The sequence below is a fragment of the Terrisporobacter vanillatitrophus genome, from assembly GCF_051148895.1.
Classification (GTDB): Bacteria; Bacillota; Clostridia; order Peptostreptococcales; family Peptostreptococcaceae; genus Terrisporobacter; species Terrisporobacter vanillatitrophus.
On sequence record NZ_CP154625.1, the window covers coordinates 2,867,284 to 2,884,890 of the forward strand.

Here is a 17,607-nt window from a genome sequence, read left to right on the forward strand (position 1 = left end):
ATGTTAGAAAAGAGGAGGTTATGCTTTATATTAATTCTTTAGTTAATAATATTCCAATAACAGTTTTTGAATCACAAATCTCATTGCTAAGAACCATGTTATATGCTTCATCTCTATCAACTTCATAAACCTCTAAAAATTCATCTTCTTCCAAGTGACTTTCTCCTGGAATTAAATTTTTTGCCAGATAAATGAATACTAACTGATTAGAAAATCCAGGTGTAGCATAATACTTATGAATTAACTTTAAACCATCTACACTATAACCTGTTTCTTCTTTTAACTCCCTTATGGCACAATCAAGAGGATCTTCTCCAATTTCAATTTTACCAGCTGGTAGTTCATATAATTCTTTTTCTATTGCTTTTCTATATTGCTTAACTAATACAATTTTATTATCGTCTGTTATGGCAACTATGGCCACTGCGCCTTTATGTTCAATTATTTCCCTTTTTTGATATCCTTTATTAGGCACTTCCACTGTGTCTACTCTAAGTTGAATAGTTTTCCCAGTGTAAATTAAATCACTACTTACAGTAGTTTCCTTTGTTATCATCACAAACCTCCATTAAGTAATATGCAGCAGTACTTGCTGCATCAAAAAATTCCTTATCTTGTTCGTAATTTCTGCCCATACTTCTTACTCTAAGGTTAAAATAATCCAAGTCCCCTTTACATTTGTTATTATCTATATAAATTATATTGTGTTTATCAAACAATTTATTGTCTTTTACTTGTTTTTTTATATAATCAAATTTTTCTTTATCATAAATAGTTATAGGAATATTTACGTTCACATTTACAATTTCATTAAATATAGTTATTGCATGATGTGATATCCCTCTATGTCTTTCTCTTAAATCAGCAAAACTTATTCTAGGAATTGCTATAGGATTTCCTCCTAATTTTTTAATAGCATCTAATATAGGTCCTTGCTCTATTCCTGTAAAGCCATATTTTGTACCTGTTCCTGCTATTCCAGGCCCCATTGATACAAATACTGCATCAGCCTTTATTATTTCTTTTGCAGTGATTAAAGCTGTATATATATTTATACATTCATAGTCACCTCCAAAAGCATTTCCAATAGTAATAGTACTATCAATTAAGTTTTTTTCTTTTAGATTTTGTACATTTTTACTTAAATATATTGGTAGAGCTGCTCCATCAGTCATTATATATACTAACTTTTTATTGGGATTATGTTTTTTATACGATGCTACAAAAGGAGTCAACATACTATGAAGAGTTCCCACAACAACTGGCATATCGTCCAAAGTTTCAAAGTTATTTATTATATCATGATATTTACTTTCATGATCTTCAACAGCATTTACTTTAACTTGATAAGGAGTATATCTAAGCTTCATAATATGCCCACCTGGTGATAAATCAGATTCTTTATTATTTAGATTTGCTATAACAAAGTGGTATCCACCAGTACCTAGACTTAGCTCAACTGCTGTAGTATTAAGTATTACTTCATCACCTATACTTATCTTTCCAGTTATTTTAGGGTAGTTATAAGCTCTTTGTATTTGTCCATTAATATCAACTCTTATATCTTCTAAAACATCACTACTATCTGATATTTCCTCTACTATTCCTACTTTTTTACTAATCATAAGATTACCTTCCTAATCTATCAATAAAATTTAATACTTTATTTTTTTCTATAATCTTTGTTAAAGAGAATTTTTCAGTTAATAAATGAATTAATACTAAAAATACTAACCATCCTATTCTTACATTTAATGTATATCCAAAAGCCATAAGAATACCTATTGATATACCAAGTACGTTTGAACCAGTATCTCCCATCATAGCCTTAGCCTTTAAGTCAAAATTAAAATATGCTAATACATTTGGAAGTATAAGCAATGGAAGTATTTTTATATATCCAGTTAAAGTTATGAAAATGGTAATCATAATAACTAAATATACTTTTATAGCTCTACCTGGTCTTAAATCAAATAAATTCATTAGATTTGTAGACAAGGCAATTATCAAAGTATTTACTATAATATCAGTAATATTTTTAGATATGGATACTGATATTATAAGACCAACAAAACCACCAAATAGCGCTTTAAATCCTCCTGTTGTAAGTTTTCCTTTCAAAAGACTTTTAAAATGTCCTTTCAGACCACTTACATCTCTGTTTCCTATAGTATCATCTATTATACCCGCAAAAAACATAGCCATCATCCCAAATATAAATAAAAATAGACATAACATACTTATGGCATCTATAGTAAAGAATGCCACTATTATTCCATTTATTATTATCATTGGAAGAAAGACTATTCCCATACTTACAGGTATCATTTCTCCTTTATAATTCGGTCTTATACAATTACTATCTATAAGTAAGTTTTTGAATAAAGGTATCATTAGGTACGTTCCTATTAAGCCTAATAAAAATATTATTCCTCTAAATATATATGAATACAATAGATTACCTCCATTCTTTTTTCTTTTGTCTTAGTACTTTCTTAATGTGATAATATTGTTTTCCTCTATGAATAAATCCTTTTAAATCTCTTCCTGTTTCACTATGAGTCATATTAACTAGTACTTCTTTTATTCTATATCCATGTTTTAATATGTCTATAGTCATACCAACTTCCACACCATATCCAAATGGAATTTCATCAAATTTTTCTAACACTTCTTTTTTGAACAATCTTTGTCCTGATAAAGTTGCATCTAATTCTACTCCTGTCATTTCAAGAACTGATTCCTTTGCAAGACCCTTAACAAATCCAAGTCCTCCTTTTTTCTTTGCAGGAGGGAATTTTGCTATTATAACATCAGCCTCATTATTTAATATAGGTGTTATTAATTTTGCAACTTCTTTTGATGAACTGCCAAGATCTGCATCTAAAAATCCTATTATATCTGCTTTTGTCATAGCAACTTTTAAACCATTATTTAAGGCATAACCCTTACCTCTATTTTTATCTTGAGTTATAACAGTTATTTTATTACTTTCTACTTCTTTTGCTACCTTTGATGTATTATCACCAGAACCATCATCTACAACTATTATCTCACTTATTTCTTCAATATCTTTTATATTTTCTAGTGTATCCTTAATTTTATTTTCTTCGTTGTATGCTGGTATTATTATACTTAAATAAGGATTCATTTTCTTATTCTCCTTTAATTATTAGTTATTTTCATAAGCAATTAATTCTTTTGCTAAATCAGAGTTTCCATAATGACCAACTGTATTTTGATTTTTTAATAATGTAGTTAGAGAAATTTTCCCCATGCCTTCATTTATATTGTCTATTGTTGATATATTATTTTCTGAATATAATTTTAATACTTCATGATTACTATCACTTTGAGAAATAGCTACTAAATATTTATTTTCTTCTTTTAATCCTTCTAAAATTAATTTTTCTTTTGAATTAAAGTTATCTTTTGCCTCTTTTCCAGTTAATTCACCAAGTAATACTACTGAATCATAATCTTGGTATTTCTTTTCGTCTATATTGTTGATTTTTATTACACCTAAATCTTCTAATGCATATAATTGATCATATCCTTTTGTACTACCTAAAGAACTTACTATGTAATTTATTACATCTTGTGATGATTTAAATGTTTTATTTAAGTCTTTTGATAAAGCAGCTAACTTTTCCTCATCACTTATGTTATCTTTTACAACTATATTAAAAGATACTGTTCCATTTGCATTTGTTATTAATTTCTCTACATCTTCACTATAGTCATTATTTTCATTTGTTAGTATTATTCCAGTATTTTTATCTGTTAATACATCCTTAGTTAATACATCAATATTCTTATCAATATATTCTCTTGTTGTTTCCATATCTCCATTTAAAGATTCAATCTCAGATTGTAAATTTTTATTTTTTTCTTTTAAGTCATCAAATTCTGTATTGAAACTTTCAAGCACTTCACTTTGTTGTTTACTTAAAGCTTGGTCGTAGTTTAAGTTAAAACCAACTAGTATTCCTACGCCTAAAGCTATAAATATAGCACCAATTGTAACTATATAGTACTTCATATTTATATTCATGTTAATCCTCCTAATTTATATATTACAAATTTAATAGTAATTTCAATTTTAATTGTATTATTCTAATAAATTGTTGCGTTGTTGGTGATAAGTAAGCAAGTATTAATACTGGGAATAATGCTGCTATTATCATAGCCCAAATGTATTTAATCTTTAATTTACTTTTATACAGCAAGTTAACACCCTTAGCATCTATTAATTTAGATCCTATTTTTAATCTTACAAGGAACGTACTAGCCATACCTTTTCTTCCCTTTTCCAAGAAATCTATCATATTAGAATGTGTTCCAACTGCAACAATTAATTCCGCTCCATATTCATAAGCTGTAAGCATTGCTATATCTTCACTTGTTCCTGGTGCTGGAAATACTATGGCATCAAGGCCTAAATCTTGCACTCTTTTAAGACCTGGTGCTCTTCCATCTACATAAGCATGTACTACTATTTCACCAGCTTTTTTTAGTGTTTCATCACTAACACTATCCATGTCTCCAACTATAACATCTGGAACATATCCAAATTCTACTAAGGCATCTGCACCACCATCTACTCCTACAAGTACTGGCTTTACTTCTTCTATGTATGAAATTATTGTACTTAAGTCTTCTTTGTAATCTTGTCCTCTAACTACAACCAATACATGTCTATCTTTGTATTTTGTTTTCACTTTAGGGATTTCTACTTCTCCTAAGATGAAGCCTTTTTCTTTTTTTGCATATTCTATAGTATTATCTATGAATCTATCTAATTCTACAGACATATTATCATAAGCTTCTTTTATTTTTATATATACTTTTTCTTTATCTAATACACTACCTTCTCCCAAAAGTTGTCCATCTCTATAGATTTGCCCATTGTTTACTTCTATTATTTGTCCTTCTTTTAATTCATCAAATAATTCTTGTCCAACATTATCTATAATTAAAATATTTTTATCTGTTAATATTCCTGGCCCTTTATTTGGATATTTCCCACTTATAGACTCAGCTGCGTTAATTACTAGTTTGACTTTACCTTCTACAAGAGAATTAGCTGCTACTTCATCTATATCCATATGATTAATAACTGCAATCTCTCCCCCTGTAAGTCTCTTCGCAAGCCTTTTTGTTTTTCTATCTACTTTAATAGGGGCTTCCACTCTCATAACTAAAACCTCCGACATTTTATTAAAATCATATAACATTATAACATTATTTAAGAACAAAGGAAATATTTTATAGTTTTATAAATTATTATATGTTTTTTTATTTTTTAAAAACAATTAATTATATTTCTTTTATTTTTTTGATAAGTAAATTTTTTTTATTTAAATTGGGGTTAATTATAACTTCATCTAAGAGATAATTAAGAACTTGTCCTATGGCTTTATTCTCATAGCCTTGGGCCATAATATCTTTTCCATTCACTTTCAGATTCTTCATTGTATAACATTCTTTATTTTCTTCAATTTCTTTTAATATATCTATAATTTTTCCAAAATTTTTTTCATCTTCATAAATAACTCTATTTATATCTAAATAATCTTCAAATAAATTTTTATCAATTTTATTTAATATTTTCTTTATTTTAATCTTATCTAAATTTTTAATGTCAGTTTCTTTAATTAAATTTAAAATAATGTCATGATTCTTATTTATTTTATTTGAATATATTAATTCCTTGCAAAACATCTTACAATTTATGTTTAATTCTTTAATTAAGTGATCTAGTACTACTAATCTTTTCACCAATACCTTATCAATTTTTTTTAATATACTAATTTTTTTATACAGTTTTTCAATTTTATTTTTATCTTCTTCATTACTTATGTTTAAATTATTCAATAATTTTGTTTTAAAAAGGTATATAATATTTTCCGGTTTATTGCTAAGTATGATTTTATTAAACTCATCAGTTATTCTCTCTAAGCTAATATTTTTTATTATTTTTGCATTATTATAAATAGCTAAAAGAGTATTCACCTCTATTTCAAAATCTAATTTACTAGAAAACCTAATGGCTCTAATCATCCTTAAGCCATCTTCATTAAATCTATCATAAGGATTTCCCACTGTTTTAATAATTTTATTTTGAATATCAATCTTACCTCCAAATAAATCTACTAATCCCTCTTGTTCATTATAGGCCATGGAATTTATGGTAAAATCACGTCTTTTTAAATCTTCTTTCAATTTACTTGTAAAATCAACACTCTCTGGTCTTCTGTGATCCTTATATTCACCTTCTATTCTATATGTAGTTATTTCATAAACTTCTTCGTCTATTACTACACTTATAGTTCCATGTTCTATTCCTGTTTCTATGCATTTAAAGTCTCTAAATATACTCTTAATTGTTTGTGGAGTGGCATTAGTTGTTATGTCATAGTCATCGGGTTCAATGCCTAATATGGCGTCTCTAACACATCCTCCTACTATATATGCTTCAAAATCATTTTCATATATTTTATCTATTATACATTTTACTTTTGGAGGTAAATTTATTTTCATGTTTGTATCTCCTTCATATTTCATATGTTGATAGTTTTATTCAGGTATATCCCTTGCTTAAAAAATAAAGCCTCCTAAATAATTAGAAGGCTTACTGTAATCAATTTAAAATTATTTAACCATGCTATGTTCTAATCTTAATTTATCTGCAATCATTGCTATAAATTCAGAGTTTGTTGGTTTACCTTTAGTATTGTGTACTGTATAACCAAATAATTGATTTATTGTATCAACCTTTCCTCTACTCCATGCAACTTCTATTGCATGTCTTATGGCTCTTTCAACTCTACTTGGAGTAGTGTTATATTTTTTTGCAATGCTTGGATATAATTCTTTAGTTACTGCTCCTAAAAGTTCTACATTATCAATGACCATTTTGATAGCTTCTCTTAAATATAAATATCCTTTTATGTGAGCTGGAACACCTATTTCATGGATTATATTTGTTATTTCTGTTTCTATATTTCCTGTATTTTTAACATAATCACTTCTTGTCATTTGAACTTCTTGATTTTGTCTTATTCTTGGTTCTCCACCAACAACTTTATTAGTCACTAATTCTCTAATTCTATTTATGAATATTACAAAATCAAAAGGTTTAACAATATAGTAATCTGCCCCTAAGTTTATAGCTGTTTGAGTTATCTTATCTTGCCCAACAGCAGATAAAACTATGATTTTCGGTTGTTTAGTAAGATTCATTGAATTTAATTTTTCTATTACCCCTAAACCGTCTAAGTGTGGCATTATTACGTCTAATACTAGTAAGTCTGGTTGTGTTTTTTGTACCAATTCAAGAGCTTCAATACCATCTTTTGCTATTCCCAATATTTCAATATCTTCTTCATTAGATAAGTATTCTTTTAATAGTTGGCAAAAATCTTTATTATCATCTGCTAATACTATTTTAATCTTTTCGTTCACTAAAATTCCCCCCAATAATAATTTTTTCTTATTTTAATTTTTTTATATCCTTACTCTTTTAGGTTTATTCGACACTGTAAAATTATATTCCTTCTAAGTGTTAAAATATTTTATTATCAATTTACAATTTTAACATTTCATCGATGAAAATACCATATCCTTTTTTAGGATTATGTTTGAATACATAGGTTAAACTGCCAATAAGTTTGTTATTTTGTATAATAGGGGCACCACTCATCCCCTTTACAATTCCACCAGTATAGTCAATTAATTTATCATCAACTACTTTTATTAACATATTATTGTCTTCTTTTATTATTTTTTCTATTTTTATTTCATATGATTCAACATTTCCTTCTTTTGATTGAAAAAGTACATACGCACTTCCAGTTTTAACATCATCTTTTTTTCCAATTTCTATAATGGGAAGATTAAACTTGTAGTTATAATCGTAAAAATTCCCTTTTATTCCATTGTTTGAATTTATAGAAAATTTTCCAACAGAATTATTATAATCTATTATAGCATTAATTTGCCCAATATTTTTTTCATTATTTTTGTAAATAGATATATTGGAAGTATTGTAAATATTTCCTTCTTTAATATTTAATAACTTTTCTGTATCCATATCACAAATACCATGACCTATGGCGTAGAATTCATTCGTTGTAGGATTATAACAGGTTAAGGTACCTATTCCAGATATTTTATCTCTTACCCAAAGACCTAATTTATATTTATCATTTTCCTCTTTAGTCTTAATTTTACTTTTTTTAATTTTGTTATCTCTTTCAAATATAATTTCTACTTCATCTGAACGAAGTTTATTTAAAATATTTGTAATGTCTTTATAATTACTAATTTTCTCGCCTTCTATAGATATGATATTATCTCCTATTTTTAGACCTCCAATATATTCTATGTCATCTTCTTCAAATCCTATAACTAAGGCTCCATCTGTATCAGCTTTAATTCCCACAATATTTCCAAGAGGGTACACATATTGCTTATTTGATATATTTTCATTTTGAAAAGTTTCTAAGTAATTATTATCTTTTTGTTTTAATAATATATCACAAAAAATTAACAAAGCAAAAACAAAAAAAATGCTTATAATAAATCTATTATTTTTTTTCATACTTAATCTCATATCCTTCTAATAATAATTTCTATATTATAATTCCATTAAATAGTTAAAATATACAAAAAAGAATAGAAAATGATTCTATTCTTTTTATTAACAATATTTAATTATTTTATTATTAAATTAATGATTTTCCTTTGTTAAGTTAACAATTTCTCTAGCATGTTCAATAGTTGTATCAGTTATATTGCTACCAGCAATAAGTCTAGCTATTTCATTTATACTTTCTTCATCCTTTAATTTTTTAATAGTTGTATAGGTTCTATTTTCATCACTATTTTTTGATATACAAAAATGAGTATCTGCATTAGCTGCTATTTGTGGTAAATGTGTTATACATAGTATTTGTTTTTTCTTCGCAATATTATGTAACTTGTCACCTACAACTTGAGCTGCTATACCACTTATACCTGCATCTATCTCATCAAATACTATAGTATCTATTTCATCTATATCTGCAAGTATTGTTTTAAATGCTAGCATAAATCTAGACATTTCTCCACCTGATGCAACTTTATAAATTGGCTTTAGATCTTCACCTAAGTTAAATGATATCATAAATTCTACTTCACTATTTCCACTTTGAGAATAATTAGATTCTGTGAAGTTCACTTTAAAGCTAACTCCCTTCATATCCAAAGATTTTAGCTCACTTAATATAGCTTCTTCTAAATTTACGGCAGCTTCTTGTCTCACTTTTGTAAGAGAAGAAGCCTTTTCACTTAGTTTTTCGTCCAACTCAGCCAATTTATTTTTTAGACTTTCTGACATCTCATCTCTATTTAATATTTCTTCTAATCTAGATGAGATTTCATCCTTATATTTTAAAATATCTTCTATAGTATCTCCATATTTTCTTCTTAAGTTGTTTATTTCATCTACTCTTACTTCAATCTGTTCAAGTTCATAAGGCTCAAAATCAATATTTTCTTTATAGTTTCTAAGGTCTCTACAAGTATCTTGGAGCTCGTACATAATTCGCTCTATAATTTCACTGTATCCACTTAAAGTTTCATCATACTTGCTTATTTCACTTAATTCCTTTGATGCCATTCCAATTAAATCAACTGCATTTACACTTCCATCATGTAACTTTTCATAACTTAAGTTAAGATTATTATATATTTTTTCACTATTTCTATAGATTTCTCTTTGTCTTAATAAATCTTCATACTCATCTTTGCTTAATGCAGCTGCTTCAATTTCATTTATTTGAAATTTTAATAAATCTATTTCTCTTTGAATTTCTTTTTCATCTTTATTTTCATTTAGTATATTTAATGCCTTTTTTACTTTATTGTACTCTGTATAAGTATTTTTATATTCTTCTCTTGGTAAATCTATTATTTTACCTCCAAATAAATCTAAAAACTTTAAGTGAGTATCTTTATTAAATAATGCTTGATTTTGATGCTGACCATGTAAATCAATAAATGTAAGTGCAATTTCTTTTAATATGGACATTTTAATAGTTCTTCCATTTATTCTTGCTACACTTTTTCCATCTGCATAAATAATTCTAGTTATAATTAGTTCGTCGTCTTCTAAATCTATGTCATATTCATCTAGTATACTTTGTAAATTACTGCTTGGTGATGATACTATAATTTCTGCAATACCTTTTTCAGTGCCTTTTCTTAAAAAAGACTTATCGTACTTGTTTCCTAAACATAAGCCAAGAGCCTCTATTATAATAGATTTTCCCGAACCAGTTTCCCCCGTTAATATGTTTAGATTTTCGCCTAAGTTGATTCTACTTTCTTCAACTAAAGCACAATTTTTCATATATAATTCAAGGATCATTTTATGCCCCCTTTATCATTACTTATTATTTATTTAAGTTATGAGATTCTTCTACAACTTCAACTATTTTTTTATCAAAAGACTCTTTGTCAAAAGTAAAATCATCATTATTATTTCTTAAATGAATTAAGTATTCTATATTACCTTCTGGCCCTTTTATTGGTGAATAATCAAGATTTAAAATTGCAAATCCATTATCCACAGCAAATGATGATATAGTCTCTATAACTTCAATATGAACTTTTTTATCTCTTACTACACCCTTTTTCCCAACTTTTTCTTTTCCAGCTTCAAATTGAGGTTTGATTAATGCTACTACTTCTCCATCTCTATTAAGTAATTCTTTTGCTTTAGGTAAAACAAGTTTAAGAGATATAAAAGATACGTCTATTGAAGCAAAATCTGCAAATTCCTTCGTATCTTCAATTGTAACATGTCTTATATTAGTTCTTTCCATGCAAACTACTCTTTCATCTTGTCTTAGCTTCCAGGCTAATTGTCCATAACCTACATCTATAGAAAATACTTTTACTGCACCATTTTGAAGCATGCAATCGGTAAATCCTCCTGTTGATGCTCCTATATCCATACAAACTTTATCTTTAATAGTTACACCAAAATATTTCATTGCTTTTTCAAGCTTTAATCCACCTCTACTTACATAAGGAATTGGATTACCTTTTACTAAAATATTAGCATCTTCTTTAACTTCAGTTCCTGGCTTGTCACATCTTTGATTGTCTACAAATACAAGACCTGCCATTATAGCCTTTTTCGCTCTTTCTCTACTTTCAAAATGTCCTTTATCTACAAGTAAAATATCTATTCTTTTTTTCATTGTATTATCCTTTTGGTTATAAATTTTTTATTCTGTTTGCTATTTGTTCATCTGACATTCCTATTGTTTCAAATAATTGTTCCACATTACCATGTTCAACATACTTATCAGGAATACCTATATTTTCAACTTTTACATTATAATTATTATCTACTACAAATTTATTTATTCTACTTCCAAATCCACCGCTTATAACATTGTCTTCTATAGTTATAACTTTACAATGTTTTTTCAATAATTCATGCAATAAATCTTCATCCATTGGTTTTAAAAACCTTGCATTTACTATTGTAGGATTAATATTATCTTTAAGAAGTATTTTCCTTGCATTTAATGCTTTTTCAACCATATTACCAATAGCCAATACTAACACGTCATTTCCTTCTTCTAACACTTCATAAGTTCCTACTTTTATTTTTTCATAAGATCCCTTATCAATATAATATGAATTACCTCTAGGATATCTTATAGCTACAGGTCCGTCTATCTCAGCAGATAGTTCCATCATTAAATCCAACTCTTTTATATCTTTTGGCGCCATTACTATTAAGTTTGGTACAATATTTAAATAGCTTAAGTCAAACACTCCATGATGTGTTTCTCCGTCATTTCCAACAAGACCTGCTCTGTCGATTAAGAAAGTAACATTCTTTTTAGTTATAGACACATCATGTATAACTTGGTCGTATCCTCTTTGTAAGAAAGATGAATATACTGCAAAGTATGGCTTCATTCCTTCCTTTGCAAGACCTGCAGCAAATGTTGTAGCATGTTGTTCAGCTATTCCCACATCATAATATCTGTATGGATAAGATATGGCAAAAGTATTTAATCCTGTGCCTGAAGGCATAGCTGCTGTAATTGCTACAATTGTATCATCTTCATCTGCCATACTAACTAGTTTCTTACCTACATGAGAAGATATACTTTCCTTTGTAGATGCTTTAAGTCCTTGTTCTATATTAAACTTAGATACTCCATGGTATTTATCTGGTGCATGCTCAGCAAACTCATAACCTTTACCTTTTTCAGTTATAACATGTAATATAACAGGTCCTTTTTTATTTTTAGCTTTATTTAAAATATCTACTAGTTCTTTAATATTGTGACCATCAATTGGCCCATAATATTTAATTCCAAAAGACTCGAATAAATCACAGTCCTGTGGTGTAAATTTGCTTATAATTCCGTCTTTAAACTTGTCTGCTGTTTTATATATAAAGTTACCTGTTTTTGTCATAGATAATATTTTTTCTATTTGATCTTTAACTTGGTTTGCTTTAGCATTTCTGATAATGCTAGATAAATATCTAGACATGCCACCTACATTTTTGTCTATAGACATTTCATTATCATTTAAAATTATTATCATTTTCTTATTTAAATAACCTAAGTGGTTGATAGCCTCCAGTGCCATACCTCCTGTTATTGACCCATCTCCTATAACAGATACTACGTTGAAATCTTCTTTCTTTATGTCCCTTGCACATGCAATTCCAAGACCTACTGATATAGATGTAGAACTATGTCCTGTATCAAATATATCATGCTCACTTTCATTTTCCTTTGGAAATCCACTTAATCCATTAAGCTGTCTAAGTGTCGCAAATTTGTCTTTACGTCCAGTAATAATCTTATGTACATAGGATTGATGCCCCACATCCCATATTAATTTGTCTTTTGGACTATCGAAAACTTTGTGCAATGCCAAAGTCAGCTCAACAACTCCTAAATTTGAAGCTAAATGACCTCCAGTTTTTGAAATGGAGTTTATTAAAAACTGTCTTATTTGTTCTGCCAATTCTTCCATTTCATCAATATTTAATTTTTTTATATCTTCTGGAGAATTTACTTCATTTAAATAATTACACATAATTTTCCTCACCTTTATAATGGTCTAATTTATTTTAATCTTCTATTTAAAAATAACTCATACTAAAAAAGCCTTCCATAGAAGACTTTGATTTTTATAGTTTCCATGTATTTATTATAATTTCCTATAAAGCAAAAAAATTATATCATATAATACATTTTTTTTCAATTTTAAGCCATAATTGCTCCAACCACTATGCCTAGTATTGCTCCTAATATAACTTCTTTTGGCGTATGTCCTACTAACTCTTTTAAAGTTTCATGTTCAATATGTTTTTTATTTTGTAAATCTTCAACTATTTTATTTAAAATAGCTGCTTGCTTTCCTACTGCTCTTCTTACACCGGAAGCGTCATACATTACTATTAGTGCAAAAACTACACTTATGACAAATTCAACTGAATCAAATCCACTGTATATACCAACTGAAGTTGATAAACTTGTAACAAATGAACTATGCGAACTTGGCATTCCACCTGACATAAATATTCTTGGAAAATCCACTGCTCTTTCTTTTCCTGTGAATATCTTTATAAATTGTGCTAAAAAACAAGCAAATATACTTATCCATAATATATGGTTGTCAAATACTTGTGTAAAAAAATCCATGTGGCCTCCTTAACAATCCCTACTAATTATATAATCTCCTAACTGATTTAAAAAATCTATTTCTGATGATAATCCATCTATACTAGATTTTCCTTCTTCTATTAACTGTCTAGCTATTTCCCTTGATTTTTCAAGTCCTAGTAATGAAGGATATGTTGATTTATGATTTTCTATATCACTTCCAATAGGTTTGCCTAGTTTAGCTTCATCTCCAGTTATATCTAATATATCATCTACTATTTGAAAAGATAATCCGATATTTCTCCCATATTTAGTTACTTTTTCTAACTTTTCTTCACTAGCTCCACCAATTATGGCACCAGCTCTCATACATCCTACAATCATAGCTGCCGTTTTATTTAAGTGAATAAAATCCAATTTATCTTTGTCTATGATTTTATTTTCACTTTCCACATCAACAACTTGTCCTCCTATCATACCATAGATACCTGCATGTTTTGCAATTTCATTTATAGCCTTCAAATATTTATTTGAATCCTTTTTATCTATAGATGAGGACAACATTACTTCAAAGGCATAATTTAATAGAGCATCTCCAGCTAAAGTTGCCATTGCTTCTCCAAATACTTTATGATTTGTAGGCTTACCTCTTCTTAAATCATCATTATCTAATGCTGGCAAATCATCATGAATCAAAGAATAAGTATGTATCATTTCTATAGCCATGGCAAAAGGAATAGCATCTTCTTCTTTTCCCCCAACTATTTTGCAACTTTCTAAAGTTAGTATGGGTCTAAGTCTTTTACCTCCAGCTTTTAAACTGTAGTTCATAGCTTGCATTATAGTTTGTTGATATCCTTCTTCTTTTGGCATATATTCATTTAAAAGTGTTTCTATATAATCAGTTTTTTCCTTTAAAACATCTTTAAATTCCATTTACTCTTCCCCCATATTTAAATCTTCTTCAACGCCCATTTTGTTAAATTTACTTATTTTAAGTTCTGCATCTTCCAATAATTTATTACAATGTTTAAATAATTTTATTCCTTCTTCATATAAACTTAATGAATCATCTAAACTAGTATTTTTTGATTCTAATTTCATCAAAATATCTTCTAATTTTTCATAAGCTTCTTCGTAAGTAAGTTTCATGATTATACCTCTTTGCTATTAATTTTATTTACATTACACTCTAAACTACCGTCTTTTAAAGTTATATTTATATCCTCATTTATATCTACTTCTTTTATAGAATTAATAACTTTATTATTTTTTTCAACAATAGAATATCCTCTACTTATTGTAGCAAGAGGACTCAAGTTATGCAGTAGAGCTGCTTTTTTTGAAAGCTTTTCTTTAGAAGTTTCTAAATTTTGTTCTAATCTAAAATTTATTTTATCATAGATTTGGTCTAACTGTATAACTTTGTCCTTGATTACATAGTTTTTCATATAATTATTTATTTTTTCAAAGGTATTCATAAGCTTTTCATTATCTAATATTACTTGATTATTTAAAGACCTATTCATTCTATTTCTTATATTATCAAGTCTATAGTAAATTTGTGACAAATCTGGTGTGGCTATTTCTGCTGCTGCTGAAGGTGTTGGTGCTCTCATGTCAGATACAAAATCACAAATTGTAAAATCTGTTTCATGACCTACTGCAGATATTATTGGTATTTTTGATTTAAATACTTCTCTTGCTACTATTTCTTCATTAAAAGACCAAAGTTCTTCTAAAGAACCGCCTCCTCTGCCTACAATTATGGTATCCACATTTTCCATTTTATTAAAAAATTCAATTCCTTCACAGATATCTTTAGCAGATTTTTGTCCTTGAACATTTACAGGATATAATTTTATATCAATCTTGTGAAATCTTCTTTTAGTAACATTTATAATATCTCTTATAACAGCCCCTGTTGGTGATGTTACAATACCTATAGCCTTTGGCATTTTAGGTATTTCTTTTTTATATTTAGTATCAAATAATCCTTCTTTTTTCAGTTTTTCTTTTAATTTATTAAATTCAATGTATAAATTGCCTATACCTTCAATTTCCACTTCATTTATATAAAGTTGATAGGCACCATCTCGTTCATATACAGAAATATATCCTGAGGCAATTATTTTAACACCATTATCCAAATTCAAACTTTTATCATAATTACTTTTAAAAATAATACAATTTAATTTTGACTTTTCATCTTTTAATGATAAATAAACATTACCACTACTATGAACCTTAAAATTAGAAATTTCACCTTTTACTCTAAGGTTATAAAGAATAGGGTCATTTATTAATATTCTTTTTATATATGAATTTGCTTCGCTTATATCTAAAGCTCTAAGTTTCATACATCCACTCCTAATAATTCTTCATTTGATTTAATCCTATTATAGCACAACCTACACCATTATCCGTTGCATATTCTTGATTAGTAAAATAAGCTTTTACATTTTTTCTGCTTAATTTTTCACTTAATTCTTTTTTAATATATTCACTAGCAGACACTCCGCCTCCAAATACTACCTCTTTTAACTCATATTTTTCACATATGTAAGTTAAAGATTTATACATGGATCTAACCAAGGTATCTAAAAGAATTTTACTAAGATATTCTTCATTATAATCATGTATTATTTTATTAATTTGATTTTCTATACCCGATAAGTTCATATAGCCTTGTCTTACACTTGTTTTCAATCCACTTTTAATTTTTTCGCTATGTTTTAAAGCATTCTCATCTATATATTTTCCACAAGGAAAATTATAATTCAGTTTAACACCTAATCTATCTACCAATTGACCAAAACTTACATCTAAACTTCCGCCTACAATTTCTATCTTGTAGTCAGCATCTTTTTTTTCTACTAAAAGTATTTCTGTAGTTCCTCCAGACATATGAACTGCTAAAAACTTATCTTTATTTTCCAAGTTACTCTTAAATAGGCTTGCTTCTATATGATTTTCTTGATGAGTCGTTTCGTAAAAAGGACAGTTATTAATACTACTTAGTAATTTTGCAAAATTATATCCCACAGAAAAAACAGGCATATAAGAATTATCAACCGGTCTTGGCTTAGTTGATACACATATACCTACAATATTATAGCTTTTTAATTTTTCATTTATTATTTGTGATAATTCTCCCATATTATTTATATGTTGAAAAACTGCTTCACTCTGTCTAAGACCTTTATTGTCTTTCTTAACTTTTAATATTATTTTTTCATTTAATACTATCTCTTTATTTAAAGAGATAGCTGCTATAGAAGTTGTATAGCAGCTAGTATCAAATCCTAATATGATATTATTGTTTTTGTGTGTCATTAACAACGCTTCCTAATATTCCGTTTATAAATTTAGGAGATTTATCGTCACAGTATAATTTTGCTAAATCGATAGCTTCGTTTATTGAAACCTTAACAGGTACTTCTTTATTCATGTACACAATTTCACAAATTGAAAGTTTTAATATAGCTAAATCTACTTTTGCTATTCTACTTAGAGACCAATTTAGGGCATGTTTTGTTATTAACTCTTCTATATCATAGCTGTGTAAACTTAGTTCATTACAAACTCTTTTCAAGTATTCCATATCTATTGCATTGTTCATATTTACACGTTCTAAATCAACACAACTTTCATTTGAGAATTGTAATAATAATTCTTCATATCTATTTATTATGTATTCTTCATGATTATTTAAGAAATCTTCCAAATAACTATTTATATCTTGTAAATCACCTTCTAATACATCTATTTGATAAATTAATTTCATTAAATATTCTCTACTTGTTATTTTTCTAGCTTTTTCAATATAACTTATTTTGCTTACATTGTCGTTTTTCATTCTTAATGAACCTCCTTCAGTCTTATTATATACCACTTGAGCAATAAAAAACCC

The 17,607-nt window shown here is 27.6% G+C and carries 18 protein-coding genes; all 18 read right to left on the bottom strand.

Going from position 1 to position 17,607, the window contains the following annotated elements; all coding sequences use genetic code 11:
• Positions 1–25: 25 nt before the first annotated feature.
• The 18 genes from TVTCOM_RS14225 to nusB all read right to left on the bottom strand — a co-directional run bounded on the left by TVTCOM_RS14225 (position 26) and on the right by nusB (position 17,553).
• Positions 26–556: an NUDIX hydrolase gene (locus TVTCOM_RS14225; protein ID WP_434796934.1), complete on the bottom strand. Its 531-nt coding sequence runs from the start codon at positions 554–556 to the stop codon at positions 26–28.
• A complete protein-coding gene (locus TVTCOM_RS14230) occupies positions 528–1,625 on the bottom strand; it encodes a DUF3866 family protein (protein ID WP_434796935.1) in 1,098 nt (365 codons plus the stop codon). Before TVTCOM_RS14230 ends, TVTCOM_RS14225 begins: the two co-directional genes overlap by 29 nt.
• Before the next feature lie 4 nt (positions 1,626–1,629).
• On the bottom strand, positions 1,630–2,394 hold the full coding sequence (locus TVTCOM_RS14235; protein WP_434799748.1) for a glycosyl transferase: 765 nt from the start codon (positions 2,392–2,394) through the stop codon (positions 1,630–1,632).
• A 64-nt stretch (positions 2,395–2,458) separates the two neighbouring features.
• Entirely contained in the window at positions 2,459–3,151 is a 693-nt protein-coding gene (locus TVTCOM_RS14240; protein ID WP_434796936.1) for a glycosyltransferase family 2 protein, read from the bottom strand.
• A 21-nt stretch (positions 3,152–3,172) separates the two neighbouring features.
• On the bottom strand, positions 3,173–4,054 hold the full coding sequence (locus TVTCOM_RS14245; RefSeq protein ID WP_434796937.1) for a copper transporter: 882 nt from the start codon (positions 4,052–4,054) through the stop codon (positions 3,173–3,175).
• Between the two features lie 22 nt (positions 4,055–4,076).
• Complete coding sequence (steA, locus tag TVTCOM_RS14250; protein WP_434796938.1) at positions 4,077–5,198, bottom strand: putative cytokinetic ring protein SteA; 1,122 nt, start codon at positions 5,196–5,198, stop codon at positions 4,077–4,079.
• A 121-nt stretch (positions 5,199–5,319) separates the two neighbouring features.
• Complete coding sequence (locus TVTCOM_RS14255) at positions 5,320–6,543, bottom strand: CCA tRNA nucleotidyltransferase (RefSeq protein ID WP_434796939.1); 1,224 nt, start codon at positions 6,541–6,543, stop codon at positions 5,320–5,322.
• Between the two features lie 111 nt (positions 6,544–6,654).
• Complete coding sequence (gene spo0A, locus TVTCOM_RS14260) at positions 6,655–7,482, bottom strand: sporulation transcription factor Spo0A (protein ID WP_434796940.1); 828 nt, start codon at positions 7,480–7,482, stop codon at positions 6,655–6,657.
• Between the two features lie 106 nt (positions 7,483–7,588).
• Positions 7,589–8,605: a SpoIVB peptidase S55 domain-containing protein gene (locus TVTCOM_RS14265; protein WP_434796941.1), complete on the bottom strand. Its 1,017-nt coding sequence runs from the start codon at positions 8,603–8,605 to the stop codon at positions 7,589–7,591.
• A 129-nt stretch (positions 8,606–8,734) separates the two neighbouring features.
• Entirely contained in the window at positions 8,735–10,414 is a 1,680-nt protein-coding gene (gene recN, locus TVTCOM_RS14270) for a DNA repair protein RecN (protein ID WP_434796942.1), read from the bottom strand.
• A gap of 25 nt (positions 10,415–10,439) precedes the next feature.
• Positions 10,440–11,252, bottom strand: a complete 813-nt coding sequence (locus TVTCOM_RS14275; protein WP_434796943.1) for a TlyA family RNA methyltransferase — start codon at positions 11,250–11,252, stop codon at positions 10,440–10,442.
• Positions 11,253–11,268: 16 nt separating this feature from the next.
• Positions 11,269–13,125 carry a 1-deoxy-D-xylulose-5-phosphate synthase gene (dxs, locus tag TVTCOM_RS14280; RefSeq protein ID WP_434796944.1) on the bottom strand — a complete coding sequence of 619 codons (1,857 nt, stop codon included), beginning with the start codon at positions 13,123–13,125 and terminating at the stop codon, positions 11,269–11,271.
• Between the two features lie 170 nt (positions 13,126–13,295).
• A complete protein-coding gene (locus TVTCOM_RS14285) occupies positions 13,296–13,733 on the bottom strand; it encodes a divergent PAP2 family protein (RefSeq protein WP_434796945.1) in 438 nt (145 codons plus the stop codon).
• A 9-nt stretch (positions 13,734–13,742) separates the two neighbouring features.
• On the bottom strand, positions 13,743–14,630 hold the full coding sequence (locus TVTCOM_RS14290) for a polyprenyl synthetase family protein (RefSeq protein ID WP_434796946.1): 888 nt from the start codon (positions 14,628–14,630) through the stop codon (positions 13,743–13,745).
• Positions 14,631–14,846: an exodeoxyribonuclease VII small subunit gene (gene xseB, locus TVTCOM_RS14295; protein ID WP_434796947.1), complete on the bottom strand. Its 216-nt coding sequence runs from the start codon at positions 14,844–14,846 to the stop codon at positions 14,631–14,633. It abuts the gene before it with no gap.
• 2 nt (positions 14,847–14,848) lie between these two features.
• On the bottom strand, positions 14,849–16,054 hold the full coding sequence (xseA, locus tag TVTCOM_RS14300; protein WP_434796948.1) for an exodeoxyribonuclease VII large subunit: 1,206 nt from the start codon (positions 16,052–16,054) through the stop codon (positions 14,849–14,851).
• A gap of 10 nt (positions 16,055–16,064) precedes the next feature.
• Positions 16,065–17,030 carry a Kae1-like domain-containing protein gene (locus TVTCOM_RS14305; protein WP_434796949.1) on the bottom strand — a complete coding sequence of 322 codons (966 nt, stop codon included), beginning with the start codon at positions 17,028–17,030 and terminating at the stop codon, positions 16,065–16,067.
• Positions 17,011–17,553 (bottom strand): transcription antitermination factor NusB, encoded by a 543-nt coding sequence (nusB, locus tag TVTCOM_RS14310; protein WP_434796950.1) that lies wholly within the window; start codon positions 17,551–17,553, stop codon positions 17,011–17,013. Before nusB ends, TVTCOM_RS14305 begins: the two co-directional genes overlap by 20 nt.
• Between the last annotated feature and the right edge of the window lie 54 nt (positions 17,554–17,607).